Annotated in this window: 22 protein-coding genes; 15 read left to right on the forward strand and 7 right to left on the reverse strand. The window is 38.7% G+C overall.

Annotation, left to right across the window (positions count from 1 at the left end; genetic code table 11):
- Positions 1-43 precede the first annotated feature (43 nt).
- From AC0JIQ_RS01415 to AC0JIQ_RS01425, 3 genes are all read left to right on the forward strand, one after another.
- Positions 44-523, forward strand: coding sequence for a prepilin-type N-terminal cleavage/methylation domain-containing protein (locus tag AC0JIQ_RS01415; RefSeq protein ID WP_474202417.1), 480 nt, complete (start codon positions 44-46; stop codon positions 521-523).
- A gap of 72 nt (positions 524-595) precedes the next feature.
- Positions 596-1,327, forward strand: coding sequence for a TfpX/TfpZ family type IV pilin accessory protein (gene tfpZ / locus AC0JIQ_RS01420; RefSeq protein WP_474202418.1), 732 nt, complete (start codon positions 596-598; stop codon positions 1,325-1,327).
- Positions 1,328-1,411: 84 nt separating this feature from the next.
- Entirely contained in the window at positions 1,412-3,046 is a 1,635-nt protein-coding gene (locus tag AC0JIQ_RS01425; protein ID WP_474202419.1) for an O-antigen ligase family protein, read from the forward strand.
- A 53-nt stretch (positions 3,047-3,099) separates the two neighbouring features.
- On the opposite strand, the gene bfr is transcribed toward AC0JIQ_RS01425, so the two are convergent.
- The 6 genes from bfr to gmk form a co-directional block, all read right to left on the reverse strand.
- Complete coding sequence (bfr, locus tag AC0JIQ_RS01430) at positions 3,100-3,564, reverse strand: heteropolymeric bacterioferritin subunit Bfr (protein ID WP_004660182.1); 465 nt, start codon at positions 3,562-3,564, stop codon at positions 3,100-3,102.
- Between the two features lie 265 nt (positions 3,565-3,829).
- Entirely contained in the window at positions 3,830-4,024 is a 195-nt protein-coding gene (locus AC0JIQ_RS01435) for a bacterioferritin-associated ferredoxin (protein WP_474202420.1), read from the reverse strand.
- 178 nt (positions 4,025-4,202) lie between these two features.
- Positions 4,203-4,586, reverse strand: coding sequence for a RidA family protein (locus AC0JIQ_RS01440; protein WP_474202421.1), 384 nt, complete (start codon positions 4,584-4,586; stop codon positions 4,203-4,205).
- 172 nt (positions 4,587-4,758) lie between these two features.
- Positions 4,759-6,867 carry a RelA/SpoT family protein gene (locus AC0JIQ_RS01445; protein ID WP_474202422.1) on the reverse strand — a complete coding sequence of 703 codons (2,109 nt, stop codon included), beginning with the start codon at positions 6,865-6,867 and terminating at the stop codon, positions 4,759-4,761.
- Between the two features lie 208 nt (positions 6,868-7,075).
- Positions 7,076-7,354, reverse strand: a complete 279-nt coding sequence (gene rpoZ / locus AC0JIQ_RS01450) for a DNA-directed RNA polymerase subunit omega (RefSeq protein WP_004660187.1) — start codon at positions 7,352-7,354, stop codon at positions 7,076-7,078.
- A 70-nt stretch (positions 7,355-7,424) separates the two neighbouring features.
- The gene (gmk, locus tag AC0JIQ_RS01455) at positions 7,425-8,048 is read right to left on the reverse strand and encodes a guanylate kinase (RefSeq protein ID WP_474202423.1); all 624 of its coding nucleotides are present in this window, start codon (positions 8,046-8,048) and stop codon (positions 7,425-7,427) included.
- A 102-nt stretch (positions 8,049-8,150) separates the two neighbouring features.
- Between gmk and ispH the strand changes: the two genes are divergently transcribed.
- The 12 genes from ispH to rplS all read left to right on the forward strand — a co-directional run bounded on the left by ispH (position 8,151) and on the right by rplS (position 19,735).
- Entirely contained in the window at positions 8,151-9,101 is a 951-nt protein-coding gene (gene ispH / locus AC0JIQ_RS01460; RefSeq protein ID WP_474202424.1) for a 4-hydroxy-3-methylbut-2-enyl diphosphate reductase, read from the forward strand.
- A 140-nt stretch (positions 9,102-9,241) separates the two neighbouring features.
- Positions 9,242-9,742: a pilus assembly FimT family protein gene (locus tag AC0JIQ_RS01465; RefSeq protein WP_474202425.1), complete on the forward strand. Its 501-nt coding sequence runs from the start codon at positions 9,242-9,244 to the stop codon at positions 9,740-9,742.
- Positions 9,742-10,284 carry a type IV pilus modification protein PilV gene (gene pilV / locus AC0JIQ_RS01470; protein WP_474202426.1) on the forward strand — a complete coding sequence of 181 codons (543 nt, stop codon included), beginning with the start codon at positions 9,742-9,744 and terminating at the stop codon, positions 10,282-10,284. Before AC0JIQ_RS01465 ends, pilV begins: the two co-directional genes overlap by 1 nt.
- The gene (locus AC0JIQ_RS01475; protein ID WP_474202427.1) at positions 10,285-11,289 is read left to right on the forward strand and encodes a PilW family protein; all 1,005 of its coding nucleotides are present in this window, start codon (positions 10,285-10,287) and stop codon (positions 11,287-11,289) included.
- The gene (locus AC0JIQ_RS01480) at positions 11,289-12,125 is read left to right on the forward strand and encodes a pilus assembly PilX family protein (RefSeq protein WP_474202428.1); all 837 of its coding nucleotides are present in this window, start codon (positions 11,289-11,291) and stop codon (positions 12,123-12,125) included. Before AC0JIQ_RS01475 ends, AC0JIQ_RS01480 begins: the two co-directional genes overlap by 1 nt.
- 15 nt (positions 12,126-12,140) lie before the next feature.
- Positions 12,141-16,316, forward strand: a complete 4,176-nt coding sequence (locus tag AC0JIQ_RS01485) for a PilC/PilY family type IV pilus protein (protein WP_474202429.1) — start codon at positions 12,141-12,143, stop codon at positions 16,314-16,316.
- Entirely contained in the window at positions 16,304-16,843 is a 540-nt protein-coding gene (locus tag AC0JIQ_RS01490) for a type IV pilin protein (protein WP_474202430.1), read from the forward strand. The genes AC0JIQ_RS01485 and AC0JIQ_RS01490 overlap by 13 nt, the downstream gene beginning before the upstream one ends.
- Positions 16,837-17,301 (forward strand): type IV pilin protein, encoded by a 465-nt coding sequence (locus AC0JIQ_RS01495; RefSeq protein WP_474202431.1) that lies wholly within the window; start codon positions 16,837-16,839, stop codon positions 17,299-17,301. Before AC0JIQ_RS01490 ends, AC0JIQ_RS01495 begins: the two co-directional genes overlap by 7 nt.
- A 257-nt stretch (positions 17,302-17,558) precedes the next feature.
- Complete coding sequence (rpsP, locus tag AC0JIQ_RS01500) at positions 17,559-17,816, forward strand: 30S ribosomal protein S16 (RefSeq protein WP_004776006.1); 258 nt, start codon at positions 17,559-17,561, stop codon at positions 17,814-17,816.
- A 16-nt stretch (positions 17,817-17,832) separates the two neighbouring features.
- Positions 17,833-18,381, forward strand: a complete 549-nt coding sequence (gene rimM, locus AC0JIQ_RS01505) for a ribosome maturation factor RimM (RefSeq protein WP_009513842.1) — start codon at positions 17,833-17,835, stop codon at positions 18,379-18,381.
- A gap of 45 nt (positions 18,382-18,426) precedes the next feature.
- Positions 18,427-19,167 (forward strand): tRNA (guanosine(37)-N1)-methyltransferase TrmD, encoded by a 741-nt coding sequence (gene trmD, locus AC0JIQ_RS01510; RefSeq protein WP_474202432.1) that lies wholly within the window; start codon positions 18,427-18,429, stop codon positions 19,165-19,167.
- Between the two features lie 196 nt (positions 19,168-19,363).
- Complete coding sequence (gene rplS, locus AC0JIQ_RS01515; protein ID WP_004660214.1) at positions 19,364-19,735, forward strand: 50S ribosomal protein L19; 372 nt, start codon at positions 19,364-19,366, stop codon at positions 19,733-19,735.
- 58 nt (positions 19,736-19,793) lie between these two features.
- On the opposite strand, the gene AC0JIQ_RS01520 is transcribed toward rplS, so the two are convergent.
- Entirely contained in the window at positions 19,794-20,768 is a 975-nt protein-coding gene (locus AC0JIQ_RS01520; protein ID WP_005219522.1) for a lipase family alpha/beta hydrolase, read from the reverse strand.
- Positions 20,769-20,841 lie beyond the last annotated feature (73 nt).

The following is a 20,841-nucleotide window of genomic DNA, read 5'->3' on the forward strand; positions in this document are numbered from 1 at the left end:
AGCTGAAAAGGCTTATAAAAATTTAATACATTGGAGAAATGTTATGAAATCAATGCAAAAGGGTTTTACTCTTATCGAATTAATGATCGTTGTAGCGATCATTGGTATTTTGGCTTCATTTGCAATTCCTGCATATCAGGACTACATTGCAAAAACTCAAGTTTCTGAGCTAGTTGGTTTAGCTGATGGTTTAAAAACTGACATCGCTGATGAACTACAGCGCTCAGCATGTACTCAATTAGCAGCTGGTACTCCTGCTGCTACAGGTAAATATGGAACTGTTGCAATTTTACCAGCTGCTGGCGCTGCTCCGACTGCGGGTACTGTTACAGTTGGCGGAGCTTCACAAGCAACTACTGGTTGTTCTGTGGTAGCTACAGTTGCTACTGCTGGTACATCTAATAAAATTGCTGGTGGTGCTTTAAATCTATTAGTTTTAGCTAATGGTACTTTAGTTCAAGACCCTACAAAAGTTGCTACTGATGTTCAAGCTAAGTTTGTTCCAACAGCTCTTAAACCATAATATATAAAATTTTATATAAAATGCCCAGTTCGCTGGGCATTTTGCATTGTGAATGAAAGAGTGGATATAAGGATGTCTAAGCGAATAAATTTTTTTTTGTGCCATTTGTCTATTTCTCTGGTATTTGCTTTAGTCGCAATATTTATGGTCTTTTGCGTCTGGTACCCTGCTCCTTTAGCAAAAGCAAATGGGGTTAGCTATATTTTTATGATGATGTTAGCGATCGATGTTATTTTAGGTCCCTTGCTAACTTTATTGATTTATAAACAAGAAAAAAGAACGTTAAAATTTGATGTAGGGGTTATTATTTTAATTCAGATTTCCGCATTTTTATATGGATTTCATGCGATTGCTCAGGGACGTCCCGTTTGGTTAGTGTTTTATTATGACCGTTTTGATCAAGTTCGTGCTATAGATATAGACTCAAGAAATTTAAATTTTGCACAAAAACAATTTAAGTCTACTCCGCTATTTGGTGTGGAATATGCAGCTGTTAGATTCTCAGCAGATGTTAAAATTCGCCAAGCAGATACTTTAATGGAGTTGGATGGTACAACACTTGCTGAACGACCAGAGAAATACATACCATTAAACCAAGTCGTAAATCAAATTGTCGCAAAATCAAAAAATGTTGATAAACTAGAAGAGTTTAATGATAAAGAAATAGTTCATAAAATATTAAATACGTATCCACAAGCAAATGCTTGGTTGCCACTAAAATCAAATAATATTGATATGGTTGTACTTATTAATAAACAAAAGGGTGAGGTTGTTAAAATTGTAGACTTACGACCATGGAAATAAATCAACGCAAGTTAATTCATTATTAGGATTTGTTTAAATGAGCTTCGATGTATAATCTATCGAAGCTCATTTTTTTATGTCGATATGCAAATTCTTCGTAGTGTAGTTGCAGCTTTGCTGATTAGTTTTGCTTGGCTGTCACCATTTCATACCTATCCTTGGGTGACATTTTCCAGTGAGCTGGCAAGCTTCGGAGCTGCTTTGGCATTACTAAGTATTTTGCTCAAACAAAATATTAAAATTCCTAAACCTCAACTTTTGATGTTGCCTTTGCTTTTGATTCCTGTATTTCAATGGCTATTTGGACTCGTTCCAGATTTTAGTGTGGCATTGCTAAGTTTTTCATATGTTTTTATGTTCTGGTTGATGATGATAGGTGGATATAACCTGTCCTCTACATCTGAAAATCGTCAACGCTCTATGCAAGGGGCGAGTTATGTAGCACTAAGCGTTGCTTTTATAAGTAGTTTGATTGCGATTATTCAATGGTTGAATCTAGAGTCAAATTTTAGTTGGATTATTCAACTGAAAGGAAGCCGACCATATGCGAATTTTGGTCAACCCAATAATTTAGCTACATTTTTGATTATAGGTTTAATGGGTGCGTTGTTCTTATATGAAAAGCATAAAGCATCTTTGTGGCTACTTATCCCGTCAAGTTTATCTATCTTATTTGCGATTTGCTTAACGCAGTCACGTACTTCTTGGCTAGTCTGTATTTTTATTTGTATATATTGGATGATTAAGCAATATAAGAATAAACCAAGACTTAATTTTATTAAGTTATTTGGTTGGACTGCTACTTATTTTTTAATTGCGGGCTATTTATTGCCTATTATCGCACAAGTCATGACGACAAGTGTTGGAGAGGCGGTAACCCATACAGCATCACTAGCAGAACGTGCAGGTTCAGGGCATGAGCGTCTTGGGATGTGGATGCAAATTATACATGCCATAGGTGAGCGTCCGTGGTTTGGTTATGGCTGGAATCAAACAAGTGTCGCGGTTGTGGAAAGTATCCATTTTAATACCGTACAAGTTTGGTTTAATAGCGCACATAATATTCTGTTAGATCTTTTGGTTTGGAATGGTTTGCCATTAGGCTTTTTAATTATTGCGTACTTTGCGATTTGGTTATTTTGGTTAAGTAAAAATGCAAAAGATACAATTTCGATTGTGGCAATATTAATGGTCAGCGCAATTTTGATGCATGCGATGTTGGAGTTTCCGCAACGCTATGCTTACTTTTTATTACCAATGGGTTTTTTATTGGGATTAATTCAAGCCCAAACGCCAAATTTAAACGGTGTTACCTTACATCGAAATATTATTCGTTGTGTATGGCTCGTTTCTCTGATTGTCTTACTGTTGATTTGGCGAGATTACAAACTGTTCCAAGAGAATAGTAAATTGGTTTTCAAACAAAAACCAGTTTCAGAAGAGATATTGGGCAGTTCTAAAATATTGATACTTACTCAATTTCAGCAAAGATTAGATTGGATTGCTTTGAAGCCTCAAACCTTGATGTCTGATTCAGATCTTAGCGTAATTGGCGAAATGGTTGAAAATAAGGCTACACCTTATAATTTAAAAAAATATGCACAGTTACTTGTTTACAATCATAAGCTTGATGAGGCGGAGAAACAATTATTTGTTTTACAACAATTGTATAAGCAAAAAATAAGTTTGGCAGAAATTATGGAATTAAATAATAAATAAAGTTGTAAAATTCATCTACTTTATCTTTTAAGGGATAAAGTAGATGACATGCTTTAAATTTGGCTTTGGATATAGTTCTCGATGCCAACGTTTTCAACTAAATCAAGTTGTGTATCGAGCCAATCCCAATACTCTTCTTCTTTCTCTAAAATTTCCTGAACTAAATCACGTGTAACGTAGTCTTGTTGTACTTCAGCAAGTTCAACAGCTTGTTTAATTGCTTCAATGTTTTCTTTTACTTTACGAATGTCGCAATTGAGGACTTCAATGGTATGTTGTCCAATATACAACTTACCTAGATGCTGTAAATTAGGTAGACCTTCTAAGAATAAGATCCGTTCAATCACCTTATCTGCATGTTTCATTTGACGAATTGATTCTTTATATTCAGCGGAGCCAAGTTTTTCAATTCCCCAGTCATTAAACATACGAGAGTGTAAAAAATATTGGTTAATTGCAGTTAAATGGTGATAAAGCACCTGATTCAGTTGATTAATCACGTCTCGATTGCCTTTCATTGCACTTACTCCATAACACTATGACGCCCTAGTTTTTAAGGCAATTTATATGATTTTAATCAACAAATAATAATCTGACGAGTAAATTATAGAACGGCAAATGAAAATCACAATCAAAATACGAAAAGCATTTTGGATTTATACTAAAGTGAATAACTGAAATAAAAAAACCGCTTATCTGAGGAATGGTTAAAGTTCGACAAGAAGCGGTGGAGTCGTAAACAGATAGTTAAATGAGGTTGTTGATGTGTTGGATTACTTTAAATTATGCAGCAACTGAAATACGAGCAGCTATTTCTGCGAGCTCATCACTAATAATAGAACGGGCTTCGGGTGCACAGCGACCACAGCAAGTGCCTAAGTCGAGTAAATCACGAATTTCACGATAACTTTCAGCGCCGTTTACAACAGCGTCTTTGATATCTTGATCTGTGATTCCACGGCATAAACAGACATACATGGGAGTGATCCACAAATATTAATGCGATAATTGATATTATTGATAATTGTTATCGTTTGTCAATGAATTTCATTCTTAGAGTGAATATATTCTTATTGAGAATTTGAATAAAAAAATACCACCTGATCGGTGGTATTCTTTCTTCATTTTATCTATTTGATAAATATAGTATTTAATTCTATGTTGGAATAATAACAATACCATCCATTTCGACTAGTGCACTTTTAGGTAGGCTTGCTACACCCAATGCTGCACGAGCTGGATACGGCTGAGCAAAATATTCGCCCATAATTTGGTTCACCAATTGGAAGTGAGAAAGATCTGTAAGGAAAATATTCAATTTAGCGATATCTGCTAAGCTGCCACCTGCGGCTGCGCATACAGCTTTTAGATTGTCGAATACACGACGAATCTGAGCCTCAATACCTTCTACAAGTTCCATACTGTATGGGTCTAAGCCAATTTGACCTGAAAGATAGAGCGTATTGCCAACAAGAATTGCTTGAGAATATGTTCCGATAGCAGCAGGGGCGTGTTCAGTATGAATAACTTGACGTGACATTAAGCTCTCCTATGTCATTGTTTCTATCTTAAACAATGTGACTTTAACACAAAAGTTTGGCTCGGAAACGGTCGAATACTGTTTAGTCGCAATTGTTTGCAAATGATTCATTAGCTTTAAGAATATGGAATCTTACAATTTTAGGTCTGGGCGAACATCGTGTATTAAACGATTAACTAATTTTTGCAACCTCTGGTTGGGCGGTTGGCATATTTAAGCGTTCAATCCGTGGGAAGCCAAAATGCATGCGTAAATCACGAATAATTTGGGCAATTTGATTTCGATTGCTCACGACTATATTCACATAGGTTTTCTGGTCTTGAGAATAGACCATTTCTACGCCTGTTTTGGCTTTGCGGCATTGATAAATCAGGTCAGAAATTTGTTCGTCACTCATCGTCATATGAATACATAAGAATGCACTAAAGCGAACATCATCAATTTCTTCTGATTGCCAGTGTAAAGGCATAATGTTTTCAGGATGTAGGTGTTGTTCATGCAGTAAATTACGGCAGCGTGAACGGTGTACGATTAAACCACGTCGAGATAAATGTCCTTGAATTGGATCTCCAAGCACAGGATTACAACAGTGTGCATATTTTACATCAACACCCTCAGTTCCTAAAATCAAGCGATCGGAAGTTTCATGATGCTGAGAGTGATAATCTTGAGCAAATAAATGATTTGCAACCAATTGAGGTAATAAATCCCCAACTGCGATTTGTTCAAATAGCGTATCTTTATCAGCTAAATGTCGCCACTCAAGCACACTAATCCAGTCTTCTGCTGAAAGGTCATCTATAGAGCGATGAAATAGTTTTAAAGCGCGATTAAGTGCTTGCTGACCTACAAGGCGTTGCTCATCAATATCTTGTTCTCTTAGCAAATTCTGTAATGCACGACGTGCTTTTTGAGTATTAATGAAACTGAGCCAATCTGGATTCGGTGTTGCTAATACGTCTGTGATAATTTCAACTACTTGTCCGCTATGCAATGGAGTTGAAAGAGGACGAATTTCACCATCAACTTTTGCACCAACAGCATGATTGCCTAAAAATAGGCTGGCTGAGTAGGCGAAATCAACGACAGTGGCGCCTTGAGGAAGCTCATGTAATTGACCATGCGGCGTATAGACCCAAATTTTTTCTTGATGTAAATAATCAAGTAAGTCGCTAAAAGTGGTTTTTGCACAATCACTGTCTATGAGCGTATTTAGGTTCTGCATCGAAGCTTGAATTGCCGAACGGCATGCTTGAGGTGCATTCTCTCCGAGTACTACACCAAAACGAGCAGCTTTACGCATTAATTCGGTTTGGATCGTCAAAGATAATGTTGTTTTTTCACCTTTTAGCTTAATCATTAATGATTGATTGCCACCTGGTAAAGGGCGGCGAATATGATCGTTATATTGTAAGACTTGAAAATTATCTTTGAGTGCTTCGACTAGACGGTCGCAATCAGCAATACTTTGAAGAATAATTTCAAAAGCATGGCTATGACTTAGTTCATTTAAATCAATTTCATTTTTTACAAAATGACGTAGTAGTTCGATGTTATTATTTTTCTTCTTAATACGCCCTTGTAGATTATATTTTTTCAGCAAATCTGATAATTTTTGCTCCCATACCGCTTGGTATTCACAACGTTTGGGTTTGGTTTCTAATAATGCGGTTTGCACATCATTAAACATATCCAAATCAAGATTTTGATAACATAAGTGTTCTAGGTTATCGGCCATCTCATTCATACCGACAAGACGTGCCATGGGTACGAAAATATCAAAGGTTTCTTGCGCGATACGTGCTCGTTTATCTGGACGCAATGCACCTAGGGTTGTCATATTATGATAGCGATCTGCTAATTTAATAATAATGACACGTGGATCTTGTAAAGTAGCCTGTAGAATTTTGCGGAATGATGCTGCCTTATTATATTCTTTATCACTTGAGTGGCTGAGTTTAGTCACACCATCAACAAGTTCGGCAACTACGGATCCAAATTTTTCACCAATCTCATCTTTGCTAAATTCAGTATCTTCTATCACGTCGTGTAATAAGGCTGCCATAAGCGTATCAGCATCTAAACGCATATGTGCCAGAATGCAACTCACAGCAATAGGATGAAGAACGTAGGGCTCACCACTTTTTCGTGTAATACCACTATGTGCTAAATCAGCAAAATCACAGGCAGCAAGTACACTCTGAATATCACTATCTTTGAGATAGGCTTCAATAATGACCTTAAGTTGTTGCTTGGCTTGGCTGACCTCTTCGCCTGGCATAAAACACCTTTTATAACATGAATTCAGGAATAAATAAGACTAGCTTCTAATGAAAAGCATATTGTGAAACTTGTCAATTTGTTCATTAGAAAAACTCGTAAATTTTTTCAATGAAATATATTGTTTTTACCAATATGGCGCTGAAATTTTCAACAAACAAAAAAGCCCAGTGTATTCACAATGGGCTTTTAGACAAAGCAAATCCAATTTAGAAAGAGAAGCCTTCTAAATTTAATGAGTTTGTAGACAACACCATATCAAGATTTGAAGTCTGATAATCTTGATCGCGTTGTTTTAAAATTTCTTTAGTGACATGACCTGCCGCAATTTCGCGTAATGAAACGACTGTTGGTTTATCATTATCCCATTCTACAGTTGGTTCCATACCTTGACGTGCTAATTGGCGTGCACGTTTACTCGCTACCAGTACTAACTCAAAACGGTTATCTACGTGGTCTAAACAATCTTCAACGGTTACACGTGCCATAAGTTGTCTCGTTTGAACATTACATTTGAAAAGACTAAATAGTATAAAAGGCTTTTAAATAAGACTCAAGTTATTCACGATTAAGGGTGATTAACTTTTCAATTAATTGCTGGTGACGAGCACTTTGCTGTAAGGTAACTAAACGATTTGCTGTAATAATTGCTTCTAAATCATGAACAGCTTTATTGAAATCATCATTGATGATGATGTAATCGAAATTTGCGAAATGACGCATATCTTCTACAGCACAACTTAAACGATGTTCAATTACTTCAACTGAATCTGTTCCGCGATTAGATAATCGTTGTCTTAAATCATATTGAGTTGGCGGTAAGATAAAAATTTGTTTTGATTCAGGAAAAAGTCGACGAACTTGATCAGCACCCTGCCAGTCAATCTCGAGTAACACATCATGACCTTGTTGTAATTGTTCTTTGACTTTGGCTTGAGATGTACCGTAGTAATTACCAAATACTTCTGCATACTCAATAAAACCACCTTGTTCTACTTGAGCTAAAAAAGTTTCAGTATCAGTAAAATGATAGTGAACACCATCAAGTTCACCAGAGCGTTGACCGCGTGTAGTATGAGAGACAGAAACGTGTAAATTGCTGACTCGATCGAGTAGGGCTTTAACGAGAGATGTTTTGCCTGTTCCTGATGCCGCAGAAACGACAAACAATAGACCCGACATGATATTTTTCCTGATATGATAAAATATCTTGGCTATTGTAGTGTAGCGTGCCATTAAACGAAATAGTTTGGCATAAATATTCAGGTGATAAGAGAGGATGTTATGGAAATTGTATTGGCCAATCCGCGAGGCTTCTGTGCTGGTGTTGACCGTGCGATAGCAATCGTCAATCGCGCACTAGAATGTTTTAATCCGCCAATTTATGTTCGTCATGAAGTCGTACACAACAAGTTTGTGGTTGATGATCTACGTCAGCGTGGCGCAGTGTTTGTTGATGAGCTGGACCAAGTGCCAGATGGCTCGATTGTGATTTTTAGTGCTCACGGTGTTTCAAAAGCTGTACAACAAGAAGCAGATCGTCGAGGTCTAAAAGTATTTGACGCAACTTGCCCTTTAGTGACTAAAGTACATATTGAGGTCACGAAATATGCTAGAGAAGGAACGGAAGCAATCCTAATTGGGCATGAGGGGCATCCTGAGGTTGAAGGCACAATGGGGCAATATGATAAATCTGGTGGCGGAAAGATTTATCTGGTTGAAGATGAAGAAGATGTTGAAGCTTTGGTGGTTGAACATCCTCATAAAGTTGCATTTGTCACTCAAACGACGCTTTCGATTGATGATACTGCTAAGGTCATCGATGCCTTAAGAACAAAATTTCCTAAGATCCAAGGTCCGAGGAAAGATGATATTTGTTATGCCACTCAAAATCGTCAAGATGCGGTACGTGATTTGGCTGAACAATGTGATGTAGTGTTGGTAGTAGGTTCTCCGAATTCATCGAATTCAAATCGCTTACGCGAGTTGGCAGAGCGGATGGGTAAATCTGCTTATCTCGTGGATAATGCTGATCAGCTTGAAAAAGAATGGTTTAAGCAAGAAAGTAAAATCGGTGTGACTGCAGGTGCATCTGCGCCAGAGATACTAATCAAACAAGTGATTCAACGGTTACAAGATTGGGGTGCAGCCCCTCCTAAAGAGTTGGATGGACGAGAAGAGAACATTACATTTAGCTTACCTAAAGAGTTACGTATTCAGGTGATACAAGCCTAATTTTTATAGAAAAATGTGAACTAAAAACGGATGATCTGCAGTCTATCCGTTTTTTTATGATGCTTATCTGCTTTGTATTGGTTCTGTAAAAATAAGATTTAATATAAATTAAGGGAATTTGGATAATCAGGTGCAAAACGATGGGGAACAATCGAGGATTCACCTTAATTGAATTGATGGTGACAATTGCTATACTTGCAATTATTGCAACATTAGCAGCGCCTAGTTTTGGAAATTTTGTAGCTCAACAAAAAATAAATAGTTCTACTCGAGAAATCCTTCTGTCAGTAGATTTAGCAAAATCACGTGCGTCATTAATGAAAGCTCCAGTGGCCTTATGTTTAAACAAGACCAATACCGACAATAATTTCGATGCAAATGAATGTGCGATTCAAGCAGCAATACCAGGGTATGCTGCTATGGACGCTAATCAAAAACTAGAAGTTCAGAAAACTAGAGTGATATTGGCTCAGATAAATCCTGATGTCGTAGTTCGTTCCACAAGTGGCATTAGTATATTAGTGAATGAAGTCGGAGGGGCTAGTGCAACTCAAACATTTGATCTATGTAAATCAGGTAAACAAAAGACCATTACAGTTACAAGATTAGGAATCATCACTCAAACTCCAGGAACTTGCTAATGAGAATCAATAATTATCAAAAAGGTGTTGGTATGATCGAAGTTTTGGTCGCACTTTTATTGTTGGCAATCGGTGTTTTAGGATACAGTATTTTACAATTAAGAGCTGTTGAAGCTTCAGGCGAGGCTTTATCTCGATCGCAAGGGATGCTGATTTTACGTACTTTAGCTGAAAATATGAGAGCTAATTCCACAGCTCAGAATAATTATCCTGCTGCTGTAAGAGGATATACAAATATCACGAGCATACCTACAGCTCCTTCACCAAGTTGTTTTAATCCAACAACAGCTTGCACACCAGTACAAATGGCAAATTATGATGCCTTTATTGCTGCTAGAGATGCTTTCGAGATAGGTATGAATCTAACTATGGACGATTGTCCAGGTGTAGGGGCCTCACCAATCAGAAGACAGTGTTTATTTATATCATGGGGAAATACATCTTTAAGTGCCACTAATACTTCAGCGAATGTTAGTCAGTGCATGACTGCTGCTGGAGTATATGTCAATGGTTCGAATTGCTTGATGATGGAGGCCTATTAAATGAAAGTCTCTATTCAAAAGAATAATAAATATCAGCTGCAGCTAGGTTTTACGCTTGTAGAGCTTATGGTGGCATTGGCATTAGGACTTCTCATTTCTGCTGCTGCTGTGCAGCTTTTTCTTGGAGGTGTATTAACTTCTAGGATGCAAGAAGCAAATGCTGAATTACAAAATAGTGGTGTATTCGGGTTAGATTATGTTGCAAGAGATATTCGTTTAACCAACTATCTTAATACTGATTTTCCTAATTTAAATGAACAAACTCCTTGGGGAGGTGTGGTTTTAACAGCTAAAACGGCAGCAGTCAGTGATGCAAATATACCTATTCCTGCAGCTGCCCCATTTATTTCAACTGGTTTGTTGAGTCATAGTGTTGGTACTGGTGAAGCTGTAAGTACTACCCAAAATGAATGGCAAGGTCTATCAAATGTAAATCAATCAAGTGATCAGCTCACGATACAATTTGTTGCTCCACGTGCAATGGTAAATTGTGAGGGTGCTAATGTTCAATCAGGTGACTATGTTATTGAACGTTACTTTATTAGGCGAGCAGATGCATCTCTGACCACAGGTAACGATTATGGTTTAGCATGTGATGCTAATACTCCTACTCCAAGTGGTACAACAGCCGTATCTAAACCAACCTCAATAACAGGGTTTGGCGGAGCGGGTGAGTTGATCATGCCGCGGGTTGATCATTTTGCGGTGCAGTTAGGTACTAAAAACCAAAATGGAAATCTAGCTTATTACACGATAAATCAGTATAGAAATATTGCTAGAGCTGCAAGAACTGCAGCCACACCTAGTGATCCTCCACGTATCGTTTCAGTCAAATTAGCTGTTTTAGTTCGTTCGACGGATAATACTCGGAATGATTCTATAGATTTAACTAAAAACATTAATATTTTAAATCAGAGTGTTACTTTGAATGATGCGAATACAAAATATGCTAGAAGGGTTTATAGCACTACTGTAACTTTTAGAAATGGTTTGGGAGAAAAATAATGAGAAACCAACTTATACTTCCAAATCAGCAAAAAGGTGCAACTTTAATCGTTGTTTTGATTATGTTACTTGTGATAACTATCGTTGGGGTGATTGCAATACGTATAGCGACAACATCACTTAATATTGCCACTAATAGTCAAATCGGCCAGTTACTATTACAAACCAGTGATACGCCCACTAATACTATTCTCAATCAAAGTCAATTCAAAAATTTAACTTCTGTTATGGGAGCAGTAGGTAAAGCAATAAGTGATCAACAAGATCCTTTGAGTAGGGGGCGTGAATATACTTTTTGTTATAGACCAACAGCTTCATTGCAAATGGGAAGTATTTTAGATGTCACTGTTCTTATTCCCCCATCAGCAACTTCAGCAGATAATACTAAAGCAACTGTAGATACTACTGAAAGCAATCGTAGCGGCTTTTGTAATTTAGAGGCCGATTTTGGTAGTGCGCGGCAGGCTGTAGTTACTCAAGTTTCTGTAAAATATATTAATGATGATACTTTAAATGCTGCTCCAGGTGCGAGCTTAGAACGCGGTTCAGATGCAAGTAAAGATGGCAATATTCAACAAGGTAAAGTTGTTGGTCGTGTAAGGATAACTGCTACATCAATTTTACCGAATTATTCTAGTGCTAGCTTAGCTGATGTTCAACGTGACTGTATTGGAGATGCCTCAGCTGTTGGTTATATTAATGACAACTCTGACGCAGATCTTAATACAAAAAGAACGATTGCTGATTGTTTGAGTGATTATGGAATTCCAGTAAATACACAAATTCAAGAAATAGACTTGAAGACACGTTATGTTCAGGTAACTGCACCAACGTAAATGGGGAGAATTAGGATGGAAAAGCACAAAAAATTAAATCCCAAAAAAAATACTCACCAAATTAAATATGGTGTGTCATTTACTTGGGCATTTACTGGAACGGTATTGATCGCTTCTTCTGTTGCTCAAGCTACAGATATGCAGATCTATGCTGTACCAACAGCAGGTAAAAAAACGATCGTTATGATGTTGGACACCTCTGGTTCGATGGGTTATACACTTAGTTCAGGCTATAGTTTGTATGATGATTATGGCTTAACAAGTAGTACGTGTAGTGTAACTTCGGCAACTAGTTCAACAACACCATCTTATACGCGTTATTATTGTTCAATATCTGCAAGTACGACAAATGCGAAAGTTAAAGATACCTCTTCTGGCTGTGAGGCACAACCTCTAGGAGCAACAGGCTCTTCAATCACAGGATATCGTTGCTATGATCGTTTGAGCCGTCTCAAAGATGGTATGTTTGCTTTTTTAGATAGCAATAATCCAACTTTAAATAATGTACGCGTAGGTTTGGGGCATTTTTCTGGTTATAACTCTGGTACAACAACAGGGGATGGCTCATCTGGTGAGATTCTTGTAGCTGCTAAGCAACTTGGAGCTACGGGTTCAGCTCAGCGAGTAGCATTGAAAACTGCCGTTGCGGGTTTAGTGGCAAGTAATGGTACGCCATCTGCCCATGCATATGCAGAAGCTGCTGCCTATCTAATGGGAACATCGACATATACTGAAAATCGAGTCTACCGTGATATTGCTGTGGAAAGGCAAAGATTAGTCAGAAAATATGTCACTATTTTTCTATCAGGAAAATATAATTATACTTATACCTACACTGTATCAAATTGTACGGCTTGGAATGCCACAGTTTTTGGTAATACCAATACACAAACTTGTTCAAATTGGGTAGCTAATCCTTCAACAACAGCTACAAGTACTGGTAATACTAATACAAATCCAGTATGGACATCTCAGCCGACATTTACCTATGACTCAACCAACCCCACCACAGTGAATAATCCTAGTGCGAATATTAACCAACAAATTATTTACAGGGTAAATGAATCCCAGTTGTATCAAATTAATGCGGATGCAAATAGTGGTGTTCCAAAATCAAAAAGTAGAGATACAACGTCGAACCCAGACATTGTAATGGATCGAACGGCTGATGATATTGACGTTGCCTATAAATCACCATTACCTGCCGCTGCCGATCGAGTTTCTTGTGACGGTCAGGGAATTTATTTCTTATCAGATGGTGCTGCAAATAGTTCCAGTACTGCTGAAGCTACACAAGTAATGTCAAAAGCTTTAGGGGATAAGGGGACTGGTTTTAGTTGTAGTGGCGGTCTAACAAATACAGGTAGTGACTCGGCTTGGGATTGCATGGGTGAGTTTGCGAAAAAACTTTATAACGGTGGGCAAATTCAATCAGATGTTGGTCAAAGTAAGAACCCTGTAAATCTTCCAATTCAAACAGCCTTTGTTGGATTTGGTTCTGTAATGAATAATTTAACAGCTACTTCTGGTGCAGATGATGCTCGGAATGCTTGTCGAATTAGTTCTAGAACTCAGGCTGATCGTACAGGTGATGATAAATGTTCTCCTAATCAATCTGGTTATCCGGTAACTGCACCAGGTTATGGTAATGGTGGTTTCTTTCCTACGCAAAGTGCTTCAGGCGTGACAGATAGTGTTATTTCATTTATTAATAACCTCGGCGCAACACCTTTAGAGCCACTAACTACGGGTGCAATCTCTGTACCTGCAGATGCGCTAAGTCCATCTGGTTTACAACCTTATGGATATTTACGTGCCTTAGAACCTGATCCACAAAGTAGTAAACTAATCTGGGCAGGTAATTTAAAACGATACAAAGTTCTATTATCAGGTGCAAATGCAGGTGCTTTTGGTGCTGCAGATGGGACTACTTTAGTATTTAATAAAGATGGCTCTTTCAAAACGACTACTAAAGATTTGTGGAACAGTAGCTCTGTATATAACGGTAAAAGTTACAACGATGGTGGAATTATTGGTTTAGGGGGGGCGTACTCACGAGTTCCAATGCCAATCTCAGGTCAAGTTGAAAATCTTACGATTAATCCTAAAAAATATGAATTTTTAGCCCAACCAAATGCTTTACGTAAACTGTTTAGTGATATTTCTGCAACTGGCGGTGCAACTTTAACAGCATCGAGCAATGGCGAAACTTTATTGCGTATTCCTATTGGTCCAATACCTCAAACTAATGTATCTACCTATGTGCTTGATAAGTTTAATACTCAGACTACGCTAAAAGATATTCCTGTTTATAGTAAGCAAAAGCTACTGAATTATTTAGGATTCAGCGTTCCGCTTGATACAACGGCAACATCTTTACCTGGCTCACTAACGCTATCAGCTACTCCGAATTTAGCAATGGGCGGTAGTATTCATTCATTCCCTGTGCAATTAACTTACTCTGGGACTTTAGATGCTTCAGGAAATTTAACGACTACTCGAAGCCAATCGATTCTCTATGGAACAATGGATGGAGGATTGCATCTTGTTGATAGCCAGACGGGTGTAGAGCAAATGGTATTTGTTCCGTCTGAACTCCTTCGTAATACAACAGCATCAAAAGCTTTGGTAAAAGGTGAGGGTGATCCAACAGCTCCAACACATGGCTTAGATGGTGCCTGGGTAGCTGATTCCTTATATGCTGTTCAAAAAGCGACTTCTTCAACTGGCGATAATTTGGTTAAAGCACGCCAAATGAACATTTACGGTGGTTTAAGAATGGGCGGAGAAAGCTATTATGGGCTTGATGTCTTAGATCCGAGCGCACCTAAATTTTTGTTTAGAGTAGGCAAAGATCAAAGTGCATTCAGTCGTATGGGGCAATCTTGGTCAAAACCTGTATTAGCGAATGTGCGTATAAATAACGTCATCAAACGTGTAATGATAGTTGGTGGTGGGTATGATCAGTGCTATGAAAATCCTAAGTTCAGTTTAGGTTCTACTGTTTCGACAACAGACTTTCCAGATACCACTTGTAACAATAAGACAGCGGCACAAGGAAATGCTGTTTATATGATTGATGCTAAGACAGGAGCTCGGTTATGGTGGGCAAGTAACACAGGTGCAGATACTAATAATACTAATATGAAACATAGTATTGTTAGCCGGATTAGTGCTATTGATAGAGATAATGACGGACTTATCGATCATCTATATTTTGGTGATTTGGGGGGACAGGTTTTCCGCGCAGATTTGAATAATACTGTTGGTACGACTTCAGCAAATTTTGGTAAGCGAGTTATCCGTTTAGCAAATTTAGCGACTGATACGAGTGGAACTGCGCTCACAGCAGGGAGAAATCCTCGTTTTTATGAAGCTCCGACAGTGACCATTCATGACCAAGGGGCAACAACATTTATGTTGATTGGTCTGGTTTCAGGTAATCGTAGTACACCATTAGATGTATTCCCAATACAAGGGCGTGAAGGTATGTTGCCTTTTAATGCATTAAATGATCGTCTGGTAAATAATGTATATGGTGTGATAGATCGTGATTTTATTCAGACAAATTTGATTACAGGTACACCAACACTCGCTACTCAGGATATTAACTTATCAACAATGCAAAAAAATCCGCAGTTGCTAAGTGGTAATATTCCAAGCATCTTTATTGGAACTACAGCTAGCAAGAATGGTTGGTACAGATCATTGTCGAGTAATAGTTCAGGTACGGAGCGTGCAGATAATAGTTTCCGTATACCTGGTGGTATGAAAGCATTTGAAGAACCAATTGCCATAACAGGGAATCTCCTCGTTTCTGTTTATGATCCGCAAGGAACAGGAATTGAGCCAAAGAATCCATGTTTACCAAGGGTTGTTGGTGAAACTGATCGTCAGCGTTATTGTTTACCGTTTGGAGTGTGTTTAAATACAGATGGAACAATCAATAGTAGCCAAGAGAGTGGAACAGGTTTCAAAACGAAAGTTGATGGATGCCCTGTGGGTGTTGCAGAGTGTAATGACCCTCCATTAGGTGCTGGTATTGTTGGTCAAAGTTTGGTTCCAAAAGATAATGATCCAAATAAACAATGTCCAGATGTTACGGTTGCTGGAAATGAAAAAGGCTCTGGTCTATGGACATGTGTTCCTACCATTAACCCAACAAGATGGTACGAGCGATGGAAAAAATAATTACAAATAGTTCTGGATCCCCATCGGCTTTATCAAGCCGTATGGGAGGATTCACATTAATTGAACTTATGCTGGCTTTAGTAATCATTGCGATCATGACTGCAATTGCCATACCTACTTACAGAGAATATGGAAGGCGTTCAGATGCTTCGATGGCACAACAAGAAATGCAGAAAATAGAAGCACAATTGCAAAGCCATAGGGCGAAGAATTTTAGTTACAGAGGATTTGATCCAAGTTTTATCTACGGAATAGCTGGGCCAATGACATCTATCACTTTGCCAAGAGGTGCTACGGGTGCAAGTATTAAATATACGATTCTTATTCGCGACGGAGAGCAAACCACTAGACTTTTAACAGATCCAGCCGCTCGGGCACGCCGTTGGGTTATCAAAGCGGAAAGCAATGATCCTTATAATTATAATTTGTTGCTTAATAGTGAAGGATTGCATTGCAAAAACAAAACACAGGCCCTCGTAACATTTGTAGATTGTGGTGCTATATCTTCGGGGAGTATGACATGGTAATAGCAAAAGGTAGAGGCTTCACTTTGGTTGAGCTAATGTTAGTTATTGCAATTATTGGTGTTTTAGCAAGCATAGCATACCCTTCTTACATCAACTATAAAACTAGAGTAGATCGAACCAGCGCCCAAGTTGAAATGATGGAAATTTCACACGGATTGGCTAAATTTAAGATGGCAAATAGTACTTATGCAGGTAGAACTGCTCAAAATATTTATGGTACAACTGCTATTCCGAGAACTAAGCCTTTATATGATATTACTTTAACTGATGTAAATGGCATAGCTTTAACTAATGCAGGCGCAAATGTTAGAACTTGGCTATTAAAAGCAACTCCAAAAAGTGGTACTAGGCAGTATGGAAATGGGGTGATCTGTTTGAATGATCAAGGTCAAAAATTTTGGTCCAAAGGTGCTTCGACATGTGTCCTTTCGCCAACTTCAAATTGGGATGGACGTTAATTGATTCCTTTCCAGTCCCAAAAGCAAGCTTAACTAGCTTGCTTTTTTATTTAGTAGTTTTCATGATTTAGTTAAAGTAGCCTATCACCTTAGTTATTGGCAATTATTCTTGCTAAATTCAAAACTGTGGATAACTCTTAATTTAGTCTTTCTTTCAAAGCAAATATAACGTAGAATATTGCCCTCTATGAAAGGGGTTTGAAGTGCTGCCGATGGTCGGCGCAGGGATAATCCGTAAAAATTATAAGGTTGTTCTCATGGTTGTTATTCGTTTAGCGCGCGGTGGTGCAAAAAAACGTCCATTCTATCAAATCGTTGTAACTGATAGCCGTAACGCACGTGATGGTCGTTTCATCGAACGTATTGGTTTCTTTAACCCAACTGCACAAGGTAAAGCTGAAAAAGTTCGTTTAGACGCTGACCGTTTTGCTCACTGGGTTGCTCAAGGTGCTCAACCTTCAGAGCGCGTTGCTTCTTTAGCTGCTCAAGCTAAAAAAGCTGCAACTGCTGCGTAATCGTAGTAGGTAGCCCATGACATCGACACAGAATGTGCCAGAAGATCGTATTCAGATTGGACAGTTACGTTCAGCTTATGGATTGAATGGGTGGCTCTGGGTTTATTCAAATACTGAACCTATGAGTAATATGTTTGACTACCTTCCTTGGTACATTGAGACCAAGGCAGGTTGGCAAACAATAGATGTGAAACGTTGGAAACCACATGGCAAAGGCTTGGTTGTTGCATTAAAAGGCGTAAATGATCGCACGGGTGCAGAACATCTGGTTGGCGCAAATATCTGGATTGCCAAATCACAGCTTCCTAAAGCAGATGTAGACGAGTACTACTGGTCTGATCTTAAAGGTCTAACAGTGTTAGGTCTTGATGATGAAGAACAGGAAGTCAATCTCGGTCAAATCTACGAACTGTTTGAAACCGGTGCCAATGATGTCATGGTCGTTAAAGCGACTGCTGACAGTGTTGATGCTGAAGAGCGAATGATTCCGTGGCATAAAGATGTGGTACAACGTGTTGATCTTGAAGCTGGTCGTATTTACGTCAATTGGGGCGTAGACTACTAATCCTTTTGGGGAAAGTAGCGCAGCAGGAAAATAGAGGAGTCTGCGGTGTTTTTTGCAGTCATCACATTGTTTCCTGAAATGTTTGAAGCGATTACAGCGTACGGGATTAGCGGGCGTGCAGCAAAGCGTGACATCGTGCAAGTCAATTGCATTAACCCACGAGATTTTGCTGAGGGAAACTATAAACGAGTGGATGAACGTCCGTTCGGTGGTGGTCCTGGTATGGTGATGATGGCTGAGCCTTTGGCAAAAGCAATTAACCATGCTAAACAACTTGCAACACAAGCAGGCTGTGTTCATGCCCCAGTGGTGTATATGTCACCGCAAGGGAAAACTTTAAATGAACAGGCAGTACAACAATTCGTTGATTATGATGGTTTGATTGTATTGTGTGGGCGTTATGAAGGGGTTGATGAGCGTTTAATCCAGCATTATGTTGATCAAGAATGGTCAATTGGGGATTACGTTTTATCGGGTGGTGAACTGCCAGCAATGGTGTTGCTTGATAGTATTATTCGTCGATTGCCAAATGTCATGTCTGACGAGCAATCTGCGATACAAGATTCTTTTGTGGATGGTCTATTGGATTGTCCACAATATACCAAGCCTGACTGTTTCGAAGGGCTGGGTGTGCCTGAGGTACTTAAATCAGGACATCATGCCAATATTGAGAAATGGCGTTTTTTGCAGCGTTATCAACGAACTTTAGATCGTCGACCAGAGTTGGTTGATAAAGTTGAATTAACTAAACAGCAAAAAAAATGGCTTAAAAATTCGCAAGACTAAACTGTTAGAAGTTTGTGTTTGCAACAGACGAGAAGCTTTGCTTCGAGTTACTACTTAAACTGAGTTTAAGTTGAAAATAGGCTCTTTAGGGTAATTTTGCTTTAAAGGGAAAGTTAAACGAGCGATATGCGTTTTAGCCTCTATCCTCAGCGGTGTAAGAGACCTCTTCTCTCCCGCACATATTGGAGATTCCACAATGAGTGGTAAACATCCTTTAGTTCAAGCTGTTGAAAATGCACAGTTAAAAACTGATATCCCTGCTTTTGCTCCTGGTGACACTGTTATCGTTCAAGTTAAAGTAAAAGAGGGTGACCGTGAGCGTCTTCAAGCATTTGAAGGTGTTGTAATCGCGAAGAAAAACCGTGGTTTAAACTCTGCTTTCACAGTTCGTAAAATCTCTAGCGGTGTTGGTGTTGAGCGTGTTTTCCAAACTCACTCTCCAATCGTTGCTAAAATCGAAGTGAAACGTCGTGGTGACGTTCGTCGTGCTAAACTTTACTACCTACGCGAGTTGTCTGGTAAAGCTGCACGTATTCGTGAAAAGTTACCAGCTCGTAAACAAGGTTAATTTTAACTTTGTTGTAAAGCAAAAAAATGCGCCTTTGGCGCATTTTTTTATGGCTATTCTATAGTCCTTGTAATTTTAGTCGATTGGCATGTTGACGATAAATATCAATTGGATCAGGTGCAAACAGTGATTTCAAACCTAAAACCTGATTCACCTCATCTGCATGATTCCATGGGAGATTATCTCTGATCGTACGTCCAAACTTAGCGCTACAACGGCTCACCATACCATCATTATCTCCTTTAATATCGACAATTAGGCTCGTACCTGCAAATAGGGGATCAAGTGGGTCAAGAATGTTTGTGACGGCTTGAGTCCCTGAGAATGAATACATATATATTCCTTTCTCTTGATAATTACCTTCGCCACATGTTGTAGTTGGTACGCCCATTGGGAATCGTGTATTGAATTTGGTTGAACCTTCTACCGAAATACTACGTCCAGCGGCTAAAGCATCGTGAGGATAGCTTTTTGGATCAAGTCCTTGTGCCCATGTAATTGCGCCTGAAAAGAAGTTGACTACTGCGGCTCCAGCACTACCTAATGCAGTTCCATCCACTTTCATAATCAAACTGGCAACGGGTGAACCTTTATGGGTTCCGCTTACACTAGTTAATGAGGCAACTTTATTCGGCATAATGCCAGCAACGTAACGGATCGTTGGACCACCTTGGCTATGACCAATTAAATTAACTTTAGGTTGTCCAGTAATCGCAATAATTTCTTCAACTTGTTGCGCTAGTTGTTCACCACGAATTTCATTTGAGTTAAAAGGTGAAAGTCGTGTCGCCCAGACATTTGCACCATTACGAGCAAGGTCAGGTAGGATTTGATGCCAATAATCAACGCCTAATGGATCACTTCCAACGCGTGAAAAACCTGCGACACCATGTACAAAGACCATTGGATATTTAGTTTTTGCATATGTTGATGTGACATTATTGTCTTTAACTTGCGTTGTATTTGATGCGTAACTTGTTGATACGCCCATTGCTATCATAGATAGTGCAAGACAGCGGATTAGTTTTTGCATGATATTTCTCTCGATTTTTGTTTTCATATGGGTCTTGATGTTCTTGCGAACGAGACATTGCATCCATGCTAAA

The sequence above is a fragment of the Acinetobacter sp. FB genome (genome assembly GCF_056033405.1).